Origin of the sequence: Alcanivorax sp. (assembly GCF_040118815.1) — a bacterium.
Lineage (GTDB): Bacteria > Pseudomonadota > Gammaproteobacteria > Pseudomonadales > Alcanivoracaceae > Alcanivorax.
In genome coordinates, this window is the sequence record NZ_JBEDTC010000016.1 from 54,954 (window position 1) to 77,925 (window position 22,972).

Consider the following 22,972-nt stretch of genomic DNA (forward strand, 5'->3'; position numbering starts at 1 on the left):
CTTCCCGCCGCCCGGCTGCCTGACTCCTTAAGTCAGCCATCACTATCACCCTATGTCCCGCTATACCGCCATTCCTGTCCGGCTTCCCTACCTGCTTCTGGTATTAACCAGCCTGGCAGCCTGCAGCCTGGTGCCCCCCGAACGGGAATCTCGGCAACCGGAAATAGCCGAAACTCCACAGGAGCTGCCACCCCGGCAGACCCTGATACTCGATAGTCTGCTCGCCCAGAAAGAAGACTGGCAGGGCGTGCCTTATCAATACGGCGGCCTCAGCCCCAAAGGCGTGGACTGCTCCGGCTTTGTCTACCTCACCTTCCTCTCGCAGCTGAACATGAAAGTCCCCCGCACCACCTCCGCCCTGATGCAAGAAGGCGAACCCGTCGCCCGCAACGAACTGGAAGTGGGCGACCTGGTGTTTTTCAAAACCGGCCCGGGCAATCGCCACGTGGGGATCTATATGGGGGAGGATGAATTTATGCATGCCTCGGTGAGTAGCGGTGTCATGCAGTCGTCGCTTAATAATCCCTATTGGAGTCAGCGGTATTGGAAGGCCAGGCGGTTGGTGAATCGGTAGCGAAAGTTCGGTCTTACTCGTGCGACCTTACCCCGTCAGGTTTCTGAGCGGGGGGGGCTTTTCTGTTGCCGAAAGTGGCTGGGGGTACACCCCTGCCATTTCTTGAAAGCGCGTCTGAAACTGGAATAGTCCCGGTAGCCTAGCTGACTTGCGATGGCATCCACCGATAGCCCAGTGTGGTGAAGGTAGAATTGTGCCCGTTCTTGCAGGAGTCGATTGCGGATGGATCGGTAGCTTGTGCTTTCCTGTTTCAGGTGTCGGCTGAGTGAGCGTTCCGTCATGTTAAGGCGGTGTGCTGTTTGACTGGCGCTGGGCCAGGGCTCGCCCTGTTCGTGCAGAAGGTGAATGACCTGTTGGGTGTAAGGAGATCGCTCGGTGTATTGCAGTTGTTGTTTGCGGGTTTTCAGCGTGAGTTGAGTGCTTTTCCAGGCGACAGGGTCATAAAACGGTGACGAGGTCTCCAGATAATGATGGGGGATTTCCATTGCCGTACAGGGGGAAGAAAACTCCACCGGGCTATGAAAATAGTCGGCGTATTGTTCATGGTTATCAGGTGCAGGGTAAGGAAACAATAAACGGCCCTGATCAAATGGCTGGCAGGTGGCCGCTTCAATCAGGTTTTGCACCAAGAGCATAAGCACTTCTGTCTGGAAGCGGCGGGTGTCTCCAAGATTTGCCAATTCGAAGAAGCTTAATATCACGCCATTGTCATGATGGTCCACTTGCAGTCGTATGTACCCAACATGCACTGAAATAAATGTCTCTGCGAGCTTGCATGCTTCCCAAAATGTGGGTGCGCAAAGCATCGCGTTGCCGAGTTCACCCAATGAGGGCGGAGTGAGTTGGGCACCGATTTTCAAGCCAAGATCTGCCGCGGACTTTGTAACAATGACACGGTCCAGAAATGCGAAAAAGTCCAGGTAAGGCATAGTTGCGCTATTGACGATATCACTGTGTGACAGTGATGAGTTGTCCAGTAGTGCATCAATCTCAGAGGTTGGCAGCTGGAGTTCGCGGCAAATGAAGCGTGCGTAGATCGTGGATATATGCTGCACAAGGATACGTTCCTGATAATTGTGTCTGAAAATACCATGGCTCTGTCTGAGCCGGCAATGGTGGCGTTTCCGGCCGGTGTTTAGGGTGGATATATGGATAAAGGACAGGGTTTGAACATGGAAAATAAGACGATACATGTTTCTGATGAGGTCACTGCTGCGGCCATTCAGTTGGATACGCGGGTTGGCGATACGCAACATAATCTGGCGGCCTGCCGGCGATTGTCAGAGCGGGCAGTGGAGATGGGCGCGGGATGGATTGCCTTGCCGGAATTCTTTAATACTGGAGTGAACTTTGATCCTTCACTGGTTCGCGCCATCGAAACCGACGATGGCCCCTCAGTGAGGTTTTTGCAGGCGTTTTCTCATCAGCATGGGGTGGTGATCGGAGGCTCACTGATGTGCCGGGTAGCAGAGGGTGGGGTTCGCAACCGTTATTTCTGTTTCAATAACGGTGAACTGGTTGGTACACATGACAAGGATCTTCCCACTATGTGGGAAAACGCTTTTTATGAGCCAGGTGAATCCGATGATACCGGGGAGCTGGGTGAGATCGCGGGTGTTCGAGTGGGTACTGCGGTTTGTTGGGAGTTCATGCGCAGCCAGACGGCCCGCCGCCTGCAGGGCAAGGTAGATGTTTTATTGGGCGGCTCGCATTGGTGGAGTATGCCTGAAGATTGGCCGTCCTGGCTGACCCGGAAAATGGAAACGCATAATTTGAGTAACTTGCTTGCTGTAGTAAAGGAAAACGCCAGGTTAATTGGTGTTCCGGTTGTTCATGCTTCCCATTGCAATTCCATCGAGTCGGGTTCACCTGGCATGCCGGGATTTGTCTATCGTGGCAGCCTTGAAGGGCATACTGCTATTGTTGATGGTTACGGTAATCTGCTCGCGCACAGGAATAAAGCGCAGGGGGAAGGCGTTGTTACGGCATTAATTACTCTTGGTTATGTCGGAACGGATAGGCAAATCCCTTCCCGTTTCTGGCTGCGCAAGCGGGGAGTGTTGCCTGCTCTGTCATGGCATCTGGATGGCTATTTCGGCAGGCGATGGTACAAAAAACATGTGAAAAAGCTTTAACGAGGTAATGGAGTCAGGTCTTGCCCCATGCACTTGAATGCAACATCAAGACCTGATCCCGGTTTTTGAAAATCGCGCCGCGAGGCCGCTCCTACGGATAGGGCGTTAATCCCGCAAATTTTCCAAAGCGCGACTGAGGTTTTCTCCGGCTGGCAACCCCAGCTTCTCCCTTAGATCAGCGGTGTGATAAATCACATCCTGATCCAGAAAACTCTGCAACACCGCACTACGCCCTTTCCGAAATGCCGCTTCCGGCACAAACTCATATTCCTGCCGAATCCACCCTTCATACCGGTCGTACAATTTCGCATCCGCCCCAAGAATGCTCAGGTCGATATCTTGCAGCAGGGCCATGTCGGTATCTGTCGGTGGGTGCGGGTGGAGGGTGGCGAGGATGAGTTCCTGTACACGGGTACGCTGTTGGTCGGTCAGATCGCTATCGACAAACTGATGGGCAAACCAGTCTGCGCTACGGGTCTCGTTGTCGTTGGCGCGGGGATCGTAGATGACATCGTGGGCCCAGAGGGCCAGTTCAATGCACAGTAGGTCGTCGGCCAGGTGACGGTATTGATCCAGCCAGTTCAGGCAGGCGGCGACGTGATCCAGTGTGTGATAGTGGCGATGGGGTTCGCTGTAGTGGGAGGCCAGTTGTTGCCAGGTGGCTTGCGGGTTGGGCAGAAGCGGGGCGACGACGCGGTTCCAGCGTTTTTGCAGCGCTGACACTGCAGTCACCCGACGTTCTCCCATGGCTGGCCATCTTTATCCACAAACCGCACATCCCGCACGGTGAGTGCTTTGCCTTGCTGGTTCTTAACCACTACCGGGGCCAGTGGTTCGCCGCTCTGGCCGTCCACCAGTTGCATGGCGTCTTTCTCGCCGTTCCAGCGTTCGCTCCACTGGCGCAGGGCGGTGACCACGGTAAACAGATCGCGGCCCTTGTCGGTGAGGCGGTATTCGTAGCGCTTGCCGTGCTCGCCCACGTCCACACGCACCATCACGCCGTTATCCACCAGCCGCGACAGGCGGTTGCAGAGGATGTTCTTGGCGATGCCCAAGCTGTGCTGGAAATCCACAAAGCGGCGGGTGCCCAGCATGGCCTGCTTGACCACCAGCAGGGACCACCAGTCACCGACCTCATTGAGGGCGCAGGCCACCGAGCAGCCCATGTCGTCGAAACGTTTACGTGTCATGGCGGCAGTATAGATCAGAATGGTTGCATTAAGAAACCAAATAAGGTTTTATTACGCAACCAAATTGAATTGACCACCCGTGAGGGTGGATGCGCTGATTCTGTTTGTTATTGAGCAAGTGTTGTTGAGAGTGCCGCTGAAAGGGCTATTGCGAGGGTGGTTGCCATTGCTAGCCCCTTTCTCTGTTCCCCGAATGCTCAAGCTGAGCCAGATATAGGCTCGGCTTAGAGAGTGAATAAACGAAGATTGAATAAACAAGATTGATGAGGAGAGCCCGATGAGTAGTTCCCTGGATAGCCTGTTACGTCCTTTTGAACACAAATCCCTGAAAATGCGTAACCGGGTGGCCATGGCGCCCATGACCCGTACGTTTTCTCCGGGGTATGTGCCTAACGATCAGGTGGTGGGCTACTACCAGCGCCGCGCCGAAGGTGAGGTAGGCCTGATCATTACCGAAGGCACCTTCGTGGGCCACAAGGCCGCCAACGGTTACGAGCGAGTGCCGGCCATTTATGGTGACGAGGCCATGGCGGGCTGGAAGAAGGTGGTGGATGCGGTGCACGAGGCCGGTGGCCAGATCATTCCCCAGCTGTGGCATGTAGGCTCGGTGCGAAAACCCGGCATTGGCCCGGATAAAGATGTGCCTGCTTATTCGCCTTCTGGTCTGTTCAAGCCCGGCAAGGAAAACGGCGAAGCCATGAGCAAGGCGGATATCCAGGATGTGGTCCGTGCCTTTGCTGAATCCGCCAAGGCCGCCAAAGAGGTGGGCTTTGACGGGGTCGAAATCCACGGTGCCCACGGTTACCTGCTCGACCAGTTCTTCTGGGAAGGCACTAACCAGCGTGATGACGAATATGGTGGCTCCATCGAGAACCGTGCCCGTATCGGCATTGAAATCGTCAAGGCGGTACGCGAAGCGGTAGGTGAAGATTTTGCCATCGTGCTGCGTTTCTCCCAGTGGAAGCAGCAGGATTACGAGGCGAAGCTGGCCCAGAACCCGGAAGAGCTGGAGCGTTTTCTGATGCCGTTCGTTGAGGCCGGTGTCGATGTGTTCCATGCGTCCACGCGCCGTTTCTGGCTGCCGGAATTTGAAGGCTCTGACCTGAACCTGGCGGGCTGGACCAAGAAGATTACCGGCAAGCCGGTGATTTCCGTGGGTAGCGTGGGTCTGGACGGGGACTTCCTCAACAGCCCGGATGGCATGGGCGGCACCGCCAACCCGGCGGGGCTGGACGAGCTGGAGCGCCGCATGGATAACGACGAGTTCGACATGATCGCCGTGGGCCGTGCCCTGCTGCAGGACCCGAACTGGCTGGTAAAAATGCGCGAAGGGAAAGAAGAGGACATTGCGCCGTTTACCAAGGCGGCGCTGGGGAGTCTGAGTTAAAAGTTGAAAGTGTAAAGTTCAAACGCGATCTGGGGTTTGCCGGGTCGGATAGGAAAAAGGCCGCGCTCTGATCTGGGTGCGGCCTTTTTTACTGGTGCAGATAGCATTGTGGGAGCGGTGGTTCCACCGCGAAACAACACAGTGCCACGGCTATCGCGGTCGAACGCCTGCTCCCACAGGGGGGGATTCGCCTTTTATGTTTTCTACAGAGCCGCCGTAGGAGCGGCGCTTGAGCCGCGAACCGAGCGACAGCGAGGAACAGGATATCTGCAGCATCATCGAGTTCAGAGATGCTTGATCGTCCTCTGGACGATTCCGCGTTAACACGCGGTTCGCGCCTCAAGCGGCGTATTCGCTACGCTCACCCTTCGGGCCGCACTTCGTGCGTTACTACGCTTCGCTTCGTTCCTGCAGCGGCGTTGTAGATCAGGAGTGGCGAAAACGAAGAGGCCGCGCCTGATGTCCGGGCGCGGCCTCTGTGGTTTCAGCTGAACGGCGGCGCAAGGCCGCGTTTCAACGTTTAACTTTGCACTTTCAACCCTCGTCCCCGTGTTCCTCCAGCGACTGATTCACTGCCAGCGCCAGCAGGGTGCAGATCACGCCGGATAGCAGATACACCGTCACTGACATGAGTCCGAATTTGGCGGACAGGCCCAGGGCTACCAGTGGGGCGAAGGCAGCGCCGAACAGCCAGGCGAAGTCAGAGGTGAGGGCGGCGCCGGTGTAGCGAAAGCGCGGGGCGAAGTTGGCGGTCACCGTGCCGGACGCTTGGCCGTAGGAGACGCCGAGCAGGGCAAAGCCGAGCAGGATGAAGGTGTCTTGCATGACCGGGGTGCCGCCCATCAACAGCGGCGTAAGCAGGCTAAAGACCCCGATCATGGCGGCCAGGGCGCCCACGGTGGTGCGCTTGCCGATGCGGGCGGCGATCCAGCCGGAGCCGATGGTGGCCAGGATGCCCACGAAGCCTCCCAACACCTGTACGGTCAGCACTTCGGCGGTGGTCTGGCTGCCCTGAAAGGCGATCCAGGAGAGCGGGAAGATGGTCACCACATGGAACAGCGCATAGCTGGCCAAGGCGGCAAAAGAGCCAATGAAAATATTGTGGCCTTCCTCGCGCACCATCTCGGAAGTACGGATCGGTTCCAGCTCGCTTTCCTGCATGGCTTCGGTGTATTCCTCACCCAGCACCAGGCGCAGGCGCGCAAACAGGGCGACCACGTTAATGGCGAAGGCCACGAAGAACGGGTAACGCCAGCCCCAGCCCAGGAAGTCCGCGGCGCTCAGGCTGTTATAGAGATACAGGAACAGGGCGCTGGCGATCACAAAGCCCAGCGGCGCGCCCAGTTGGCCGATCATTGTGTACCAGCTGCGGCTTTCCTTGGGGGCGTTCAGGGCGAGCAGGGAGGGCAGGCCATCCCAGGAGCCGCCGAATGCGATGCCCTGTATTACCCGGAACAGGGCGAGCAGGGCAATGGCGTAGCCGCCCAGCTTTTCATAGCCGGGCAGGAAGGCGATGCCCGCGGTGGCGGTGCCCAGCAGGAACAGCGCGGCGGTGAGCTTGATGCCGCGCCCCCACTGGCGCTGAATCCACATAAACAGGGCCGTGCCGAAGGGACGCGCCACAAAGGCCAGGGCGAACAGCATGAAGGAGTAGAGCATGCCCTGCAGCTGGCCGGTAAAAGGGAAAAACAGCTGCGGAAAGATCAGTACGGAGGCGATGCCGTATACAAAGAAGTCGAAATACTCGGAGGTACGGCCGATGACCACGCCCACGGCGATTTCATTTGGGGCCACGGAAGCGTGGTTTTTTTCGCTCGGCATGGACGCCGGATAGGTCTGAGACATGTTAGGGGCTCTTCACCAGAGTTGTTGTTTGTGCCTTGATGTTCATCAAGTATGGTTAGGACTTTAAGCCTATGGGACAAAATGTCCAATACCGGCTACCCATGCCCTTGGATAGAGTCCTGTTTACCTAAAAGCCAACCAGAAGATTCGCCAATGCAATTATTCAAATACTTGCGTGGAGCGTCGTTGACGTTGCTTGTCGCCGCCTTGCTATCGGGCTGTGACGCAGTCGTGATGTCCCCCTCTGGTGACGTGGCCGTGCAACAGCGGGATTTGCTCGTCTGGGCAACCGTACTGATGTTGCTGGTCATTGTACCGGTGATCGTACTGACGTTTTGGTTTGCCTGGCATTACCGGGAGAGCAACACCGAGGCCAACTACAAGCCTGACTGGACCCATTCCACCGTGCTCGAGCTGGTGATCTGGTCTGTTCCGCTGATGATCATCATCGCGCTGGGCGCCATGACCTGGGTGAGCACCCACAAGTTGGATCCCTATCGTCCGCTGGATCGGATTGATGCTGAAACGCCAGTACCGGTGGGGCTGGAACCGCTCACCGTGGAAGTGGTGGCGCTGGACTGGAAGTGGCTGTTTATCTATCCGGAGCAGGGCATCGCCACCGTCAATGAATTGGCGGCGCCGGTGAATCACCCGATTCGTTTCAAGATCACCGCTTCTACCATGATGAACTCCTTCTTCATTCCGGCCATGGCCGGGCAGATCTATGCCATGGCGGGCATGGAGACCAAGCTGCATGGGGTGATCAACGAACCGGGCGTCTACCAAGGTTTTTCTGCCAACTACAGTGGTGCCGGCTACTCGCAGATGAAATTCGATTTCCACGGGTTGAGCGAAGAGGACTTCGCCAGCTGGGTCGCCAAGGTGAAAGCCAGCGACGGGAACTTGAGCCGCGATGAATACCTGCAACTGGAAGAGCCGAGCATTGCTGACCCGGTGAGCTATTACGGCCAGGTGGATCCGACGCTTTACTACGGCATCTTCAATCGCTGCGTGGAACCCGGCCAGACCTGTATGGAAGACATGATGTACCACGGTGGCATGGACAAGCACGCCGGTCACCATGGCGATGCCGAGGCTGACCATGAAGGCCATGGTGATCATCAGCAGCATGGAGGCCACCATGAATAATTCTTTCCTGATCGCAAACGCAGTAGGTGCCGCCCATGTTTGAGAACCTGGACCTGACCAAGCTGATTTTTGGTCGCCTTACCTGGGACGCGATTCCCTTCCATGACCCGATTATCCTCGGCACCTTTGTCGTGGTGGCACTGGGTGGTATCGCGACGCTCGCCGCCCTGACCCGCTACAAGCTGTGGGGCTACCTGTGGAACGAGTGGTTCACCACCATTGACCACAAAAAAATCGGCATCATGTACATCATTCTTGGCTTGGTGATGCTGCTGCGCGGCTTCGCCGACGCGATCATGATGCGCCTGCACCAGGCCATGGCCTTTGGCGATTCCACCGGCTATCTGCCGCCCCATCACTACGACCAGATCTTCACCGCCCACGGCGTGATCATGATTTTCTTCGTGGCCATGCCGTTGGTGACCGGGATCATGAACTACCTGATTCCCTTGCAAATCGGCACCCGTGATGTGGCCTTCCCGTTCCTGAACAACTTCAGTTTCTGGATGACCACCGGTGGCGCCGCCTTGTTGATGGTGTCCCTGTTTGTGGGTGAATTTGCCAAGACCGGCTGGCTGGCCTATCCGCCTCTATCGGGGATATTGCAGAGTCCCGGGGTCGGGGTGGATTACTATATCTGGGCGTTACAGATTGCCGGGGTGGGGACGCTGTTGTCGGGCGTGAACCTGCTGGTGACCATCGTCAAGATGCGCGCTCCGGGCATGAGCTTGATGAAGATGCCGGTGTTCACCTGGACCTCCCTGTGCACCAACATCCTGATCGTGGCGGCGTTCCCGGTGCTGACGGCGGTGCTGGGCATGCTGACCATGGACCGTTACCTGGATACGGCGTTCTTCACCAACGATCTGGGCGGCAACGCCATGATGTACGTGAACCTGATCTGGATCTGGGGTCACCCCGAGGTGTACATCCTGATCTTGCCGGTGTTCGGTATTTTCTCCGAGATCGTGGCCACCTACAGCCGCAAGCCGCTGTTCGGTTACACCTCCATGGTCTACGCCACTGTGGTGATTACCGTGTTGTCGTACCTGGTGTGGCTGCATCACTTCTTCACCATGGGCTCGGGGGCCAGTGTGAACTCGTTCTTCGGGATCACCACCATGATTATCTCGATCCCGACAGGGGCGAAGATCTTCAACTGGCTGTTCACCATGTTCCGGGGCCGCATCAAGTTCGATGTGCCCATGCTGTGGACAATGGGCTTCATGGTCACCTTTGTGATCGGTGGCATGACCGGGGTGTTGCTGGCGGTGCCGCCGGTGGACTTCGTGCTGCATAACAGCCTGTTCCTGATTGCGCACTTCCATAACGTGATTATCGGTGGTGTGCTGTTCGGCCTGTTTGCGGGCATCACTTACTGGTTCCCGAAAGCCACCGGTTACAAGCTGGATGAATTCTGGGGCAAGATGTCCTTCTGGTTCTGGCTGATCGGTTTCTACTTCGCCTTCATGCCGCTGTACGTACTCGGCCTGATGGGTGTAACCCGTCGCGTCAGCCACTTCGAGGATCAGTCCTTGCAAATCTGGTTCCAGATTGCCGCCTTCGGTGCGGTGCTGATCGCCGTGGGTATTGCTGCCTTTATTATCCAGCTGGTGGTGAGCTTCATGCGCCGCGAGGCGCTCAGTGATGAAACGGGTGATCCGTGGGATGGCCGTACCCTGGAGTGGTCCACGTCTTCACCCCCGCCCCCGTATAACTTTGCGTTTACTCCGCGAGTGCATGATCTGGATGCCTGGTGGCAGATGAAGCAGCACGGTTTCCAGCGCCCTGAATCCGGCTTTATTCCGATTCACATGCCCAAGGGCACCTGGGCGGGTATCGTGCTTTCCGGCATCAGTGTGGTTATCGGCTTTGCTATGATCTGGCACATGTGGCTGGTTGCTGGCGTGTCTTTCGTGACGCTGATTGGAACCGCGATTTACCACACCTTCAATTACGACCGTGACTACTACATTCCGGCGGAAGAAGTAGAACGGATTGAAGCAGAACGTACACGGGTGCTTGCCAATGTCTGAAAATACCATGACTGCTGATGTGAACAGCACGCAGGACGGCCAGCTGGAGTTTCTGGTGAAGGGGGATCATCACCCCCAGAACGGGACCCTGCTGGGTTTCTGGATTTACCTGATGAGCGACTGCCTGATCTTCGCTGCCCTGTTTGCCACCTACGGGGTGCTTGGGCGCAGCTATGCGGGCGGGCCCACCGGCATGGAGCTGTTCGATCTGAGCCTGATCGCCATCAACACGTCGTTGTTGCTGGTGTCGTCCATCACCTATGGCTTCGCCATGCTGCATATGCAGGCCAACAAGGTGAAGGGCACCATGTTCTGGCTGGCCGTTACCGGCCTGCTGGGGCTGGGCTTTTTGAGCCTGGAATTGTATGAGTTCCATCACCTGATTAGCGTGGGCGCCGGGCCGCAAACCAGTGGCTTCTGGACTGCCTTCTTCGCGCTGGTGGGTACCCACGGTTTGCACGTGTTCTTCGGCATCGTGTGGCTGGTGACCTTGCTGTTCCAGCTGAAAAAACACGGTCTGATTCCGGAAAACAAGCGCCGGGTGTTCTGCCTGTCCATGTTCTGGCACTTCCTGGACGTGGTCTGGGTTGGCGTGTTCACTTACGTTTACCTGATGGGAGTGCTGCCATGAGCGAGCATACACACGATCATGATCATCACGATGCGGACATTCCCCACGTTTCCCTGAAGGAATATGCCACCGGGTTTGTGTTGGCGGTGATCCTTACCGTGATTCCGTTCTGGCTGGTGATGGGTGATGTGCTGGAAAGCTCCACCACCACCGTGATGGTGATTCTGGGCTTTGCGCTGGTGCAGATTGTGGTGCACATGGTGTTCTTCCTGCACATGAACTTCCATTCGGAAGGGGGCTGGAACATGCTGGCGCTGATCTTCACGCTGATTCTGGTCTTCATTACCTTGGCCGGTTCACTGTGGGTAATGCATAACCTGAACGTGAACATGATGCCGGGGATGATGGATTAGGAGACGCATCACGCAACATGCTTCAAGCAACATGCGTAAGACGGAGATCGGCGTTGCCGGTCTCCTCCCTTCCTTTCCCCACGTTTGAAGAGGCATGACCATGGCTCGTCGGCGTATTTTCACTTTCCTGTTTCTGCTGTTGACTGCAGTCGCCTTCGCCGGCTTTGTGGCGTTGGGTGCCTGGCAGGTGAAACGGCTGGCCTGGAAGGAAGATCTGATTGCCCGGGTGGATGCCCGGGTGCATGCCGACGCCATGATGGCTCCGTCGCAACCTGACTGGCCCTCTGTCAGTGAAGACAGTCATGAATACCTCCATGTCAGTGTGAGCGGCCAGTATCGGCCCGGGGCCGTTGCGCTGGTTTCAGCGGCGACGCAAGCGGGGCAGGGTTATTGGGTGATGGCGCCGTTACAACGTGCCGACGGTAGCTGGGTCTATGTGAACCAGGGGTTTGTGCCCCAGGAACAAAAAGATGCCGCCCAGTCGGGCGAATATACGTCGGCTGAACCGGTCACCGTCACCGGGTTGCTGCGTCTCAGTCATCCCGGCGGAGGTGTGCTGCGGGATAATGTGCCGGCCGAGAATCGCTGGTACTCCCGGGATGTGCAGGCCATGGCAGAGCGCCAGGGACTGTCGCCGGTGGCGCCGTATTTCGTGGATGCGCAAGCCGCAGACCAAGAGTTTCCTGTGGGCGGGCTTACTGTCATTCAGTTCCGCAATAATCATCGCGTCTACGCCATCACCTGGTTTGCCCTGGCCTTCGGCATGCTGCTGGCTGCTTGGCTGGTGCTGCGGGATTCACGCCGAACGCGCTAAACTGGGGTTATGGAAACCATGTCGTCGTCCTCACCCTCCAAGGCTTCCCTGTCGGGTTCGCTGTTTTCTGCGCTGCGCCGCAGTAGCGATGACCTGACCGGTCGCAAGAACCTGCAGTTGCTGATTCAGCTTCGCTGGATTGCCATGTTCGGCCAGTTCGCCACCATTCTGGTGGTTAACTACGGCTTCGGTATCAAACTGCCCGTGTCACAAATGCTGGTGGTGCTGTTTGGTCTGTTGTTGCTCAATGCGGTCAGTGTGTTGCGCCTGCGGCTGGCGAAGCCCGTTGGGAATACCGAGCTGTTTCTGTCCCTGCTGATCGATGTGGCAACGCTGACCATGCTGCTTGCGCTCAGTGGCGGTGCGACCAATCCGTTCGTGTTCCTGTATCTGTTGCAGGTGATTCTGGGGGCGGTGCTGCTGGAGGTCTGGTCTACCTGGGTCATTCTGATTACCACCACCCTGTGTTTTGGCTGGCTGGCCTGGTACGGCCATCCGCTACCCATGCCGCTGGATCACTCCGAGGGGCTGTTCAGCCTCTACATCGAAGGGATGATGATTTGCTTTGTGCTCAACGGCGGCTTGCTGGTGATCTTCATTAACCGCATTACCCGCAACCGTCGTCAACGTGATGAGCACCTGGCGGAACTGCGCCAGCGGGCGGCGGAAGAGGAGCACATTGTGCGCATGGGTCTGTTGGCCTCCGGCGCGGCCCATGAACTGGGTACACCGCTGGCAACCCTGTCGGTAATTCTGGGGGACTGGAAACACATGGAGCCGTTCAAGACCGACGGGGACATGGCCCAGGAAATTGCCGAAATGCAGACCCAGGTATTGCGCTGCAAGTCTATTGTCAGCGGCATTCTGTTATCGGCCGGGGAGGCCCGTGGAGAATCGTCGGAGGAAACCACGGTACGCGAATTCCTCGATGATCTGGTCGACGAGTGGCGTGAAACCCGTCCGGTGAAGGACTTTGCCTATCGCAATGATTTTGGTGAGGACCTGAGCATCGTGTCGGATTCTGCGCTCAGGCAGAGCATCCACAATGTGCTGGATAACGCCCTGGAAGCTTCTCCCCATTGGGTGCGGCTGGCGGTGCACCGCGAAGAAGAAACCCTGTTGGTGTCGGTGACAGATCGTGGGCCGGGTTTCCCGCAGGCGATGCTCGATAATCTGGGGCGCCCCTACCAGTCCAGCAAGGGACGGCCGGGCAGTGGTCTTGGGCTGTTTCTGGTGATGAATGTACTGCGTACTCTGGGCGGCAATCTGAAAGCGAGTAATTTGGACCAGGGTGGCGCCTTGGTGACCTTGTCCCTGCCGTTGTCAGTGGTCACTCTGGAGCAGGAAACAGGAGGAAACAACGGTGTCTGAAATGCTGGATGTTGAAAGACAGCTATTGATTGTGGAAGACGATGACGCCTTTGCCCGCACCCTGACCCGTTCGTTCGAGCGCCGGGGTTATCAGGTGGTTCATGCGGACAGCCTGGAATCCATGCAGGCGCTGCTAAAAAACCACCAGCCGGGTTATGCCGTGGTGGACCTGAAACTCAAGGGCGAATCGTCCGGGCTGGCCTGTGTGCAGGCGCTCCATGAACACGATGAAGACATGCTGATTGTGGTGCTGACCGGCTATGCCAGTATCGCCACGGCGGTGGAGGCGGTGAAGCTGGGAGCCTGCCATTATCTGGCCAAGCCTTCCAATACCGACGATATCGAAGATGCCTTCAACCGGGCGGAAGGATCCACCGATGTGGCCCTGACAGCCCGTGCCACGGATCTGAAAACCCTGGAATGGGAACGCATCCACGAAACCCTGGCGGAAACCGGGTTTAATATCTCCGAAACCGCCCGCCGTCTGGGCATGCACCGCCGCACCCTGGCCCGCAAGCTGGAAAAGCAGCGGGTGAAGTAGCCCTTCCCGTAGGAGTGTCGCTGGCGGCGCGATCCCATAAGGTCGTTATCGCGCCGCCAGCGACGCTCCTACAAAACAGGGCGGTCTGTCGAAAAGCGGTGGTCTCGTTCGATTAGTTAGGGAAAGCTAATTTCATTCAAGGAGAGATGTCATGTCCAAGATCCGTCTTAATCCCTACCTGAATTTTCCCGGTACTTGCCGTGAGGCGTTCGCATTTTATGCTGAGTGCCTGAACGCGGATATCGTTTTTCAGCTGACCATGGGAGAGTCGCCCATGGCGGACGAGGTGCCGCCGGAATCCCATCACCATATCTGCCATGTTTGCCTGCAAAGTGATGGCATTGTGTTGATGGGGTCGGATTGTCCGCCGGAGTATTTTGAAAAAGCCCAAGGGACCACACTGAGTGTGCAGGCCGATAGTGTGGAGCAGGCGCAAACCCTGTTTGCGGCATTGGCGGAAGGGGGCGAGATAAAGATGCCCATGGAAGAAACGCCCTGGGCGGAACGTTTTGGGATGTGTAACGACCGCTTCGGCATTCCCTGGATGGTGAATTTTGATGGCAGCAAGGCCAGCTACGACACCTGAGGCAGGGCCTTGCGGTCAGTGCAATTCTTCCGGTGGCGGCGTGTAGCGGTGGGGCGGTAATTCTACCCGCTGGGTGACGCCGCCCTGCACCACGGTGCGCCCTTCGTAACGCTCCCCGCCGGTGACGGTGAATTCGAATCGGTAAATGCGGGTGATGCGGCGTTTGCCGTTGTTGTCTTTGCTCAGGGTCAGCTTTTCCAGGCCGACGCTCTCATCCAGAAACTCCAGCTGTTCGCGTTCGCAGAAACGGTGGGTGGCCGTGAGTGCTCGCTCGCGAATGCCGTGGGAGCGCCAGAACAGGGCGCCGATGACGATCAGCGCCGTGACCAGCAAAATATCTGACAGATCCAGATTCACCGGCTGGCTCCCGGCAAGCCACCGAACAGGGCGAGCCACTGTGCCTCTGTTAGCCCGTTGAGAGTGTCCATATTGCGTTCGGGGATCTGCTCCGGATTCGGGTAGCTGGCCAGGCCTTTGTCCAGGCTGGCTTCACGCAGAATATGCAGGATCGGGTAAGGCGCCCGATTGGTGTAGTTTTCCGGGGCATGCGCAGCGGTATCGGCGAACTGGTACGCGGGGTGGAAGCTGGCGATCTGGTAGGTGCCTTCCCAGCCCTGTTGTTCCAACAGGCCGTCGGCCAGATCCAGAACATCGTTGTAATCAAGAAAGTCTTCCAGCTGATCGGTAATGATCAACAGGGTGGTGTCGGTCTCGTCGGCAGGGGTGCGATCCATGCGGTCCAGTTCTTCGTGCAGGTCGCCCAGCAGCGTTTCCACATTGCGGCTGTCGCTGACAGTGAAGCGTACCTGCCCGGCGTTGAAGGGTTTGCGCGCAAACGGGCACAGGTTCAGGCCGATGACCACGTCCTCGAGCCATTGGCGGGTTTGCTTGATCGGGTCAGTCGTTTCCATCGTTTCCATGTCGTTCATTCGAGCCAAGCTTCCTGGATAAGGTTGTGTAGGGCGGAATCGGCGTGAGCCGATATCTCCCCTACAGGATTTCGGTCACATGGGTGTCAATGTTATCGCCTACGCGAACCACGCCGCTGGACAGAATTTCACAGCGTAGCCCGCCACGGCCCAGCAGGGCCTTGATGACTTGCGGCGGGGTCAGGTCGCCGGCCAGCAGGTGACCCACCACGGAGCAGGGCTCGCACAACTCGATGCCGCGCAGGCGAATGTTGCCGAGCAGAAATTCCCGGCCTTCCAGTGCGTTGAGATCGACGCCTTCGGTCAGCACGTTACGGCGCAGGGTGTGTGGCTCGACCTGCTGCTTATGCTCGCGGTTATAAGTGGCGATGGCCTCGGATTCAATCAGGGTGATCTGCTCTGCCGGTTTGGCATTGCGGCGGTAATGGCGGTCCCCAACAATGCCGCAACCCGCGCGTAGCTGCACCGCAGGCTGGCTTTCCACCGGGCCGCGAGAGTCGCTGGCGGTGTAAAGAGCGAGGATTTTCATGGAGCTCCTGAGTTGACGCCTGACGTCGCACGCTACAGTGCGTGCAGATCGAAGACGCCAGTCTAGCAGTTTCCTCCGGGTTTTCAGCGTCTGGCGGCGAGCATCTGGCGTCTGGCGTTCTCATTCGCTAGAATCCACGGCAACGCTAATGATTGAGAAAGGACGTCCCTTGGACTGTGCCCTGATCGACAATCTGCTTTTCCTCCCCACACCCGCCAGCTGGCGATGGTGATGCTTCCCCTGTGTCTGCACTGACACGTCTTTTGTTCGATTTTCCTCTACAATTATTGCTCTTGATCGCGGTCCGTCCGAGAGTCGGACCGTAGCGAAATGCTAAGGACAATCATGTCACCACAAGAATTGGATCAATTTGCCCGGCAGGGCTATACCCGGGTGCCCGTGGTTCGCGAGGTGCTGGCGGATCTGGATACCCCGCTGTCGGCCTACCGCAAACTGGCGTCTGGCCCTTATACCTATCTGTTTGAGTCGGTGCAGGGCGGTGAGCGCTGGGGACGCTATTCGATTATCGGACTGCCGGCCACCGAGGTGGTGCGGATCACTGGGCAGCGGGTGCAGGTGGATGGCCCCAGCGGTCGCCAACAGCAGGACGTGGCCGACCCCATTGCCTGGGTTGAGACGTACCGCCAGGCCTACCGCAGCCCGGATCTGCCCAACTTGCCCCGTTTCAACGGCGGCCTGGTGGGATATTTCGGTTACGACAGTGTGCGCTATTTCGAGCCGCGTCTGGGGCCGGCGCCCGGTGAGGACGTGCTGGGGGTGCCCGATATCCTGCTGATGCGGTCCGAGGAAGTGGTGGTCTTCGATAATCTGCGCGGTGCGCTGTTCCTGGTGGTGCATGTGGACCCGGCGGAGGAGGGCGTGTTGATGCGCGCGGAGCAGCGGTTGGATGAGCTGGAGACCCAGCTGCGCTCTCCGCTGCCAGAACCGGAGCACACGGTTTACGGCGAGCCGGTGGACGAGAACGATTTCCACAATGAATTCCCGGAAGAGTCATTCAAGGCAGGGGTCGAGAAGGTCCGTGAATACATACTCGCCGGTGACGTGATGCAGGTGGTTCCCTCCCAGCGTATGAGCTGCCCGTTCCAGGCACCGGCGCTGGATCTGTACCGCGCCCTGCGCTACTTGAACCCGTCTCCGTATATGTTCTACCTGGATCTGGATGATTTTCATATTGCCGGGTCGTCGCCGGAAATTCTGGCACGTGCCGAGCAGGGACGAACCACCGTGCGGCCATTGGCCGGCACCCGCAAACGCGGAGCCAATGAGGCGGAAGATCAGGCTCTGGAACAAGATCTGTTGGCGGACCCCAAGGAAATTGCCGAGCACTTGATGTTGATCGATTTGGGGCGAAACGATATTGGCCGTGTTTCCAAGGCGGGCAAGGTGGAAGTTACCGACCAGATGGTGGTGGAGCGCTATTCTCATGTGATGCATATCGTATCCAACGTGGATGGCGAGTTACGTGATGATATGGGGCCGCTGGATGTTCTGCGCGCGACGTTCCCGGCCGGTACCCTGAGTGGTGCGCCAAAGATTCGTGCCATGGAAATCATTGACGAACTTGAGCCCACCAAGCGCGGCGTTTACGGGGGGGCGGTAGGCTATATTGGCTTCAACGGCGACATGGATACGGCTATCGCCATTCGTACCGCCGTGATCAAGGATCAGCGCCTGTACGTGCAGGCCGGTGCCGGCATCGTTGCCGATTCCGTGCCGCAATCCGAATGGGACGAGACCATGAACAAGGCCCGGGCGGTATTCCGGGCGGTAAACATGGCATTGGGTGGTCTCAACCTGGCAGACGGAGGGCAGCGATAATGCGCGTGCTGATGATCGACAATTACGACAGCTTCACCTACAACCTGGTGCAGTATCTGCAGGAGCTGGGTGCCGAGGTGCTGGTGCATCGCAACGACCAGATCAGCCTGGAAGAAATTGAAGGCCTGAACCCGGACCGCCTGATGATTTCCCCCGGCCCGTGTACGCCCAACGAGGCGGGTATTTCGATTGCTGCCATTAAGCACTTTGCCGGCAAACTGCCGATTCTGGGCGTGTGTCTGGGCCACCAGAGCATTGGTCAGGCCTTTGGCGGAAAGGTGGTTCGCGCCCGCCAGGTGATGCATGGCAAAACGTCGCCGATTTATCACAGTGGCCAAGGGGTGTTTCGTGATTTGCCGTCGCCCTATACGGCGACTCGCTATCACTCGCTGGTGGTGGAAAAAGACAGCCTGCCGGACTGCCTGGAAATGACCGCCTGGACATTGAAGGATGATGGCAGCGTGGATGAAGTCATGGGGATGCGCCATAAGACGCTGCCCATTGAAGGGGTGCAGTACCACCCGGAATCCATATTGAGTGAGCACGGTCATGCCCTGCTTGAGAATTTTTTGAAGCACGACGAGCAGGGGGACGCGGCATGAATATTCAGCAAGCGCTGGCCAAGGTGGTTGACCACATTGATCTGAGCATCGAGGAAATGCGTGATGTGATGAGCCAGGTGATGACCGGTGGTGCCACCGATGCACAGATCGGTGCTCTGATGATGGGCTTGCGGATGAAAAGCGAGTCCCTGGATGAAATCACCGGTGCAGCTATGGTTATGCGGGAGCTAGTTACCGGGGTCACTCTGGAAAACCGCCAGTACCTGGTGGATATCGTCGGCACCGGTGGTGATGGCGCCAATTTGTTCAATGTGTCCACGGCCAGCAGTTTTGTTGCCGCTGCCGCCGGGGCTCATGTGGCCAAGCACGGCGGTCGCTCTGTTAGCTCTCAGAGTGGCTCGGCGGACCTGCTGGAAGCTGCAGGGATTGCGCTGGATCTCAACCCGGCGCAGATCGGCCAGTGTGTAGACAGTGTGGGCGTGGGCTTCATGTTTGCGCCGAATCACCACAAGGCCATGAAATATGCCGTGGGGCCGCGCAAGGAACTGGGTATGCGTACCCTGTTTAATATTCTTGGCCCAATGACCAACCCGGCTGGCGTGCAACGCCTGGTGATGGGCGTGTTTTCGGAAAAACTCTGTCGTCCCCTGGCCGAAGTGATGGGCCGATTAGGCGGCGAACACATCATGGTGGTGCACAGCAAGGATGGGCTGGATGAGATCAGCCTGGCCGCACGCACCCATGTGGCGGAGTTCAAGGACGGTGAGGTGCAGGAGTACGACCTGACACCGGAAGACCTGGGGCTGGAATCTGATTCCCTGGTGGGCCTGGATGTGACCGACCCGGCTGCGTCCCTGGCGCTGATCAAGGACGCCTTCAGCAAGCGCACTACGGAAGCGGCCAATAAGGCAGCGGACATGATTGCCTTGAACGCCGGTGCTGCCATTTATGTGAGCGATATTACCCGGACTCACAAAGAAGGGGTGCGCATGGCGGAAGACCTGATCCACAATGGAGAAGCCGCCGAGCGTATGCGCGAGCTTGCCCAGTTCAGTTCAGCCCTCAAGGTTGGCGACGAATCAGCATAAGGAGCGAGGTTATGAGCACAGGCACTATTCTCGACAAAATTATCGCCCGCAAGCAGGAAGAGATTGCCGTCGGCAAGAACAATTATACCCTGGGCGATTTGCAATCCATGGCGGAGAACCAGCGCAAGGCGCGGGGGTTTATCGCCAGCTTGTTCGACCGGGTGAGAGACCACCAGCCGGCGGTGATCGCCGAAATTAAAAAAGCGTCACCCAGCAAGGGTGTGATCCGCGATGATTTCGATCCGGTGTCGATTGCCCGTAGCTACGAAGCCAACGGCGCGGCCTGCCTGTCGGTGCTCACCGACAAGGATTTTTTTCACGGCGACGAACACTACCTGCGTGCTGCTCGCAACGCGGTGAACCTGCCGGTGCTGCGTAAGGATTTTATGATCGACCCGTGGCAGATTTTCGAGTCCCGTGCCATGGGCGCGGATGCGGTGCTGCTGATCGCTGCGGCGCTGTCCGATGCGCAAATGGACGAGTTATATCATGCGGCCCAGCGCGCTGGCTGCGATGTGCTGGTGGAGGTTCATACCGAGGAGGAGCTGCACCGGGCGGTGGCCTTGAACGCCGAGCTGATCGGGATCAATAACCGCAATCTGCACACCTTCGAAACCAGCCTGGATACGACTCTGACACTGGCACAGCAAGTGCCGGGGGATCGCATGGTTGTTACCGAAAGTGGAATTCATAGCAGCGCTGACGTGCAGTTGATGCGTAAGAGCGGCATCCACAGTTTCCTGGTTGGCGAGGCTTTCATGCGTGCGGAGGACCCGGGCGCTGAACTCAAGAAACTGTTCTTCTGAGCCGAACAGTTACGTGGTTTCGTAGGTCGACTTGATTGTGTAGGTCGGCTTAGCCGCGAAGCGGCGTAAGCCGACAGCCTGCGGTGGGTTTGAAAGGCTGCATGTCTGGTCTGGTTGTCGGATTACGCCTTTCAGGCTCTCTGTGCCCTTGGGTGAATTCGACCTACGCGGGAACTGAAAGCAAAGAGGCCGCGCCCAATCGGTTGGGCGCGGCCTCTTTGTTGAGAATTGGCACTACGCCAATCCGCGTTTTAACGTTGCACTTTCAATTCGTCACTCAGCGAGTGCCGTAGACCACCATGGTTTTACCCTTCACGGATACCAGCCCCTGTTCTTCCAGGTTCTTGAGTACCCGGCCGACCATTTCTCGGGAACAGCCGACGATGCGGCCGATTTCCTGGCGGGTGACCTTGATCTGCATGCCATCCGGGTGCGTCATGGCATCGGGCTGTTTGCACAGATCCAGCAAGGTGCCTGCAACACGGCCAGTCACATCCAGGAATGCCAGATCCCCCACCTTTCGGGTGGTGGCGCGAAGGCGACCTGCGATCTGGGCGGATACCGTGAACAGAATGTCGGCGTCTTCGCGGGCCAGCTGCCTGAATTTGGCATAGCTGACCTCGGCGACTTCACACTCAGTCTTGGCTTTTACCCAAGCGGAACGAGAGGGGTCGTTTTCAAACAGACCCATTTCACCGAAGAAATCCCCTTCATTGAGATACGCCATGATCATCTCGCGACCATCGTCGTCTTCGATCATGACCGTCACAGAGCCTTTCAGGATGTAATACAGCGCATCCGATTCATCGCCGGCATAGATGATCGTGCTTTTCGCCGGGTATTTGCGGCGGTGGCAATGGGCCAGGAAGTGGTCCAGATTTGGTATAATTTTGTTGCCGTCAGTCATGGGCGCTCAGTCTTGAAGCCAGAAAAATGTCTTAGCCAATAAGCGTACGGATATTGCCTGTTTTTATTAGTTATGCCAAGGGAACTGGCTCTCACTCTCGATTTTCACAGGGTGGGCGGTAGCTAAACCCGGATTAAGTAACGGGTTTTCAGCCAAATACGCCGATTTTCCGGGGTGCTGATAAATCAGCAAAATATTCCTATCGGCCCGCTCTGAAAGGGGTGGCGCGGGCCCCTTGCTATGGTACTCTGCGCCCCCTTCCGGGGCGCGCGCAATCAGGCGTTCGGCCTGTGTTTGATATGGGGTGACAGACCAGGAGATCGCCATGAAAGCAGTGGTTAAATGGCAGGGTGAAGCCTGCTATGAAGCGGAAACAGAAAGCGGCCACAAGGTGCTGATGGATGGCCCGCCGGACCACGGTGGTCAGAACCGTGGGCCGCGCCCCATGGAAACCCTGTTGTTGGGCGTGGGCGGTTGTTCCTCCTTTGATGTGATCCATATTCTCAAGAAGTCCCGTCAGGACGTGACCGATTGCCGGTGCGAGCTGACCGCAGAGCGGGCTGATGAAGTGCCGGCGGTGTTCAGCAAGATTCACCTGCATTTTATTGTCAGCGGTAACAGCCTCAAGGAAGCCCATGTGAAACGGGCGGTTGAGCTGTCTGCAGAAAAATATTGCTCTGCCAGCATTATGCTGACACGCGGTGGTGTCGAGATCACCCATAGTTATACCATTGAAGACTGAGGTGCCCGACGGGCGTCTCGGTAACGCAATACGCCGGCAAGGTCGGTGATTCGCGGCGTCCTTAGGGATGTTGCAAACAAGGTAGCCGCACGGAGTGCGGTGGTGTGTTTGTCTTAACGTGGCGGTGAAACGCCCATGGGGTACGGCTGTGGTGAAAGATCCCAATCCCAAGATTACGGTTCACGGTTTCAACAACCTGACCAAATCCTTGAGCTTCAATATTTTCGATATTGCTTATGCGAAGACCGAGCAGCATCGTCAGGAATACATCGAATATATTGACGAGCTGTATAACGCGGAGCGTCTCACCGAGATTCTCACCAACGTGACCAAGATCATTGGTGCCAACATTCTGAATGTGGCCCGCCAGGATTACGACCCGCAGGGCGCCAGCGTGACCATGCTGATCGCTGAGCACGAAACGCCGCCGGATGGGTCCGACTGGGACGAAGAGGCACCGGGCCCGTTGCCGGAAACGGTAGTGGCTCACCTGGACAAGAGCCACGTGACGGTACACACCTACCCCGAATCCCACCCGGATAACGGTATTTCCACGTTCCGCGTGGATGTGGATGTGTCTACCTGTGGCGTGATTTCGCCGCTACGCGCGTTGAACTACCTGATCCACAGTTTCGATTCCGATATCGTTACCGTGGACTATCGGGTGCGTGGTATGACCCGTGACCTGGATGGCACCAAGCACTTTATTGATCACGACATCAATTCCATCCAGAACTTCCTGACCGAAGATACCCAGAACGCCTATCAGATGATCGACGTGAATGTGTATCAGGAAAACATCTTCCACACGAAGATGTTGCTGAAGGACTTCGATATCGATAACTATCTGTTTGGTGCGGGTAGTGATGAGTTCGAGCAGGAAGAGCTGGACCAGATTGAAGAGCGATTGCGCACCGAGATGCTGGAGATCTTCTATAGCCGCAACTTGGGTTAAAC

The 22,972-nt window shown here is 57.4% G+C and carries 25 protein-coding genes; 17 read left to right on the plus strand and 8 right to left on the minus strand.

Annotation, left to right across the window (positions count from 1 at the left end):
• The first annotated feature begins 52 nt into the window (after positions 1-52).
• Positions 53-574: an NlpC/P60 family protein gene (locus ABNH18_RS13365; RefSeq protein ID WP_349383307.1), complete on the plus strand. Its 522-nt coding sequence runs from the start codon at positions 53-55 to the stop codon at positions 572-574.
• A gap of 35 nt (positions 575-609) precedes the next feature.
• Here ABNH18_RS13365 and ABNH18_RS13370 read toward each other — a convergent pair whose 3' ends face one another.
• Positions 610-1,767, minus strand: coding sequence for an AraC family transcriptional regulator (locus tag ABNH18_RS13370; protein WP_349383308.1), 1,158 nt, complete (start codon positions 1,765-1,767; stop codon positions 610-612).
• On the opposite strand from ABNH18_RS13370, the gene ABNH18_RS13375 reads away from it, so the two are divergent.
• Positions 1,747-2,709: a carbon-nitrogen hydrolase family protein gene (locus ABNH18_RS13375; RefSeq protein ID WP_349383309.1), complete on the plus strand. Its 963-nt coding sequence runs from the start codon at positions 1,747-1,749 to the stop codon at positions 2,707-2,709. The genes ABNH18_RS13370 and ABNH18_RS13375 overlap by 21 nt on opposite strands.
• A gap of 105 nt (positions 2,710-2,814) precedes the next feature.
• Here the strand turns inward: ABNH18_RS13375 and ABNH18_RS13380 are convergent, their stop codons facing one another.
• Together ABNH18_RS13380 and ABNH18_RS13385 are read right to left on the minus strand one after the other, a co-directional pair.
• The gene (locus ABNH18_RS13380) at positions 2,815-3,441 is read right to left on the minus strand and encodes an HD domain-containing protein (RefSeq protein WP_349383310.1); all 627 of its coding nucleotides are present in this window, start codon (positions 3,439-3,441) and stop codon (positions 2,815-2,817) included.
• Positions 3,438-3,899, minus strand: a complete 462-nt coding sequence (locus ABNH18_RS13385) for a winged helix-turn-helix transcriptional regulator (RefSeq protein ID WP_349383311.1) — start codon at positions 3,897-3,899, stop codon at positions 3,438-3,440. Before ABNH18_RS13385 ends, ABNH18_RS13380 begins: the two co-directional genes overlap by 4 nt.
• A 277-nt stretch (positions 3,900-4,176) precedes the next feature.
• On the opposite strand from ABNH18_RS13385, the gene ABNH18_RS13390 reads away from it, so the two are divergent.
• Positions 4,177-5,286: an NADH:flavin oxidoreductase gene (locus tag ABNH18_RS13390; RefSeq protein ID WP_349383312.1), complete on the plus strand. Its 1,110-nt coding sequence runs from the start codon at positions 4,177-4,179 to the stop codon at positions 5,284-5,286.
• Positions 5,287-5,820: 534 nt separating this feature from the next.
• Here ABNH18_RS13390 and ABNH18_RS13395 read toward each other — a convergent pair.
• Positions 5,821-7,131, minus strand: coding sequence for an MFS transporter (locus ABNH18_RS13395; protein WP_349383313.1), 1,311 nt, complete (start codon positions 7,129-7,131; stop codon positions 5,821-5,823).
• A gap of 153 nt (positions 7,132-7,284) precedes the next feature.
• Here ABNH18_RS13395 and cyoA point away from each other — a divergent pair, with 153 nt between their 5' ends.
• From cyoA to ABNH18_RS13435, 8 genes are all read left to right on the plus strand, one after another.
• On the plus strand, positions 7,285-8,280 hold the full coding sequence (cyoA, locus tag ABNH18_RS13400; RefSeq protein WP_349383314.1) for a ubiquinol oxidase subunit II: 996 nt from the start codon (positions 7,285-7,287) through the stop codon (positions 8,278-8,280).
• 35 nt (positions 8,281-8,315) lie between these two features.
• Positions 8,316-10,316: a cytochrome o ubiquinol oxidase subunit I gene (gene cyoB, locus ABNH18_RS13405; RefSeq protein WP_349383315.1), complete on the plus strand. Its 2,001-nt coding sequence runs from the start codon at positions 8,316-8,318 to the stop codon at positions 10,314-10,316.
• Positions 10,309-10,947, plus strand: a complete 639-nt coding sequence (gene cyoC, locus ABNH18_RS13410; protein ID WP_007150293.1) for a cytochrome o ubiquinol oxidase subunit III — start codon at positions 10,309-10,311, stop codon at positions 10,945-10,947. The genes cyoB and cyoC overlap by 8 nt, the downstream gene beginning before the upstream one ends.
• Entirely contained in the window at positions 10,944-11,300 is a 357-nt protein-coding gene (gene cyoD / locus ABNH18_RS13415) for a cytochrome o ubiquinol oxidase subunit IV (protein ID WP_007150500.1), read from the plus strand. The genes cyoC and cyoD overlap by 4 nt, the downstream gene beginning before the upstream one ends.
• 100 nt (positions 11,301-11,400) lie before the next feature.
• Positions 11,401-12,114: an SURF1 family protein gene (locus tag ABNH18_RS13420; protein ID WP_349383316.1), complete on the plus strand. Its 714-nt coding sequence runs from the start codon at positions 11,401-11,403 to the stop codon at positions 12,112-12,114.
• Between the two features lie 18 nt (positions 12,115-12,132).
• Complete coding sequence (locus ABNH18_RS13425) at positions 12,133-13,485, plus strand: ATP-binding protein (protein WP_349383317.1); 1,353 nt, start codon at positions 12,133-12,135, stop codon at positions 13,483-13,485.
• Between the two features lies 1 nt (position 13,486).
• Positions 13,487-14,026 (plus strand): response regulator transcription factor, encoded by a 540-nt coding sequence (locus tag ABNH18_RS13430; protein ID WP_349383370.1) that lies wholly within the window; start codon positions 13,487-13,489, stop codon positions 14,024-14,026.
• A 151-nt stretch (positions 14,027-14,177) separates the two neighbouring features.
• A complete protein-coding gene (locus ABNH18_RS13435; RefSeq protein ID WP_349383318.1) occupies positions 14,178-14,612 on the plus strand; it encodes a VOC family protein in 435 nt (144 codons plus the stop codon).
• A gap of 15 nt (positions 14,613-14,627) precedes the next feature.
• Here ABNH18_RS13435 and ABNH18_RS13440 read toward each other — a convergent pair whose 3' ends face one another.
• From ABNH18_RS13440 to ABNH18_RS13450, 3 genes are all read right to left on the minus strand, one after another.
• Positions 14,628-14,969 carry a DUF3301 domain-containing protein gene (locus tag ABNH18_RS13440; protein ID WP_349383319.1) on the minus strand — a complete coding sequence of 114 codons (342 nt, stop codon included), beginning with the start codon at positions 14,967-14,969 and terminating at the stop codon, positions 14,628-14,630.
• Positions 14,966-15,541, minus strand: coding sequence for a DUF1415 domain-containing protein (locus tag ABNH18_RS13445; protein WP_349383320.1), 576 nt, complete (start codon positions 15,539-15,541; stop codon positions 14,966-14,968). The genes ABNH18_RS13440 and ABNH18_RS13445 overlap by 4 nt, the downstream gene beginning before the upstream one ends.
• Before the next feature lie 61 nt (positions 15,542-15,602).
• On the minus strand, positions 15,603-16,070 hold the full coding sequence (locus tag ABNH18_RS13450; protein ID WP_349383321.1) for an MOSC domain-containing protein: 468 nt from the start codon (positions 16,068-16,070) through the stop codon (positions 15,603-15,605).
• A gap of 345 nt (positions 16,071-16,415) precedes the next feature.
• On the opposite strand from ABNH18_RS13450, the gene trpE reads away from it, so the two are divergent.
• The 4 genes from trpE to trpC are packed head-to-tail and all read left to right on the plus strand — an operon-like array spanning position 16,416 to position 20,366.
• Positions 16,416-17,909: an anthranilate synthase component I gene (gene trpE, locus ABNH18_RS13455; protein WP_349383322.1), complete on the plus strand. Its 1,494-nt coding sequence runs from the start codon at positions 16,416-16,418 to the stop codon at positions 17,907-17,909.
• Positions 17,909-18,511 (plus strand): anthranilate synthase component II, encoded by a 603-nt coding sequence (locus tag ABNH18_RS13460; RefSeq protein ID WP_349383323.1) that lies wholly within the window; start codon positions 17,909-17,911, stop codon positions 18,509-18,511. Before trpE ends, ABNH18_RS13460 begins: the two co-directional genes overlap by 1 nt.
• Positions 18,508-19,560 carry an anthranilate phosphoribosyltransferase gene (gene trpD, locus ABNH18_RS13465; protein WP_349383324.1) on the plus strand — a complete coding sequence of 351 codons (1,053 nt, stop codon included), beginning with the start codon at positions 18,508-18,510 and terminating at the stop codon, positions 19,558-19,560. The genes ABNH18_RS13460 and trpD overlap by 4 nt, the downstream gene beginning before the upstream one ends.
• A gap of 11 nt (positions 19,561-19,571) precedes the next feature.
• Positions 19,572-20,366, plus strand: a complete 795-nt coding sequence (gene trpC / locus ABNH18_RS13470) for an indole-3-glycerol phosphate synthase TrpC (protein ID WP_349383325.1) — start codon at positions 19,572-19,574, stop codon at positions 20,364-20,366.
• A 277-nt stretch (positions 20,367-20,643) separates the two neighbouring features.
• Here the strand turns inward: trpC and crp are convergent, their stop codons facing one another.
• The gene (gene crp / locus ABNH18_RS13475; protein ID WP_349383326.1) at positions 20,644-21,273 is read right to left on the minus strand and encodes a cAMP-activated global transcriptional regulator CRP; all 630 of its coding nucleotides are present in this window, start codon (positions 21,271-21,273) and stop codon (positions 20,644-20,646) included.
• Between the two features lie 325 nt (positions 21,274-21,598).
• Here crp and ABNH18_RS13480 point away from each other — a divergent pair, with 325 nt between their 5' ends.
• Positions 21,599-22,015, plus strand: a complete 417-nt coding sequence (locus ABNH18_RS13480) for an OsmC family protein (protein WP_349383327.1) — start codon at positions 21,599-21,601, stop codon at positions 22,013-22,015.
• 148 nt (positions 22,016-22,163) lie between these two features.
• Positions 22,164-22,970, plus strand: a complete 807-nt coding sequence (gene speD / locus ABNH18_RS13485; RefSeq protein WP_369699525.1) for an adenosylmethionine decarboxylase — start codon at positions 22,164-22,166, stop codon at positions 22,968-22,970.
• Positions 22,971-22,972: the final 2 nt, after the last annotated feature.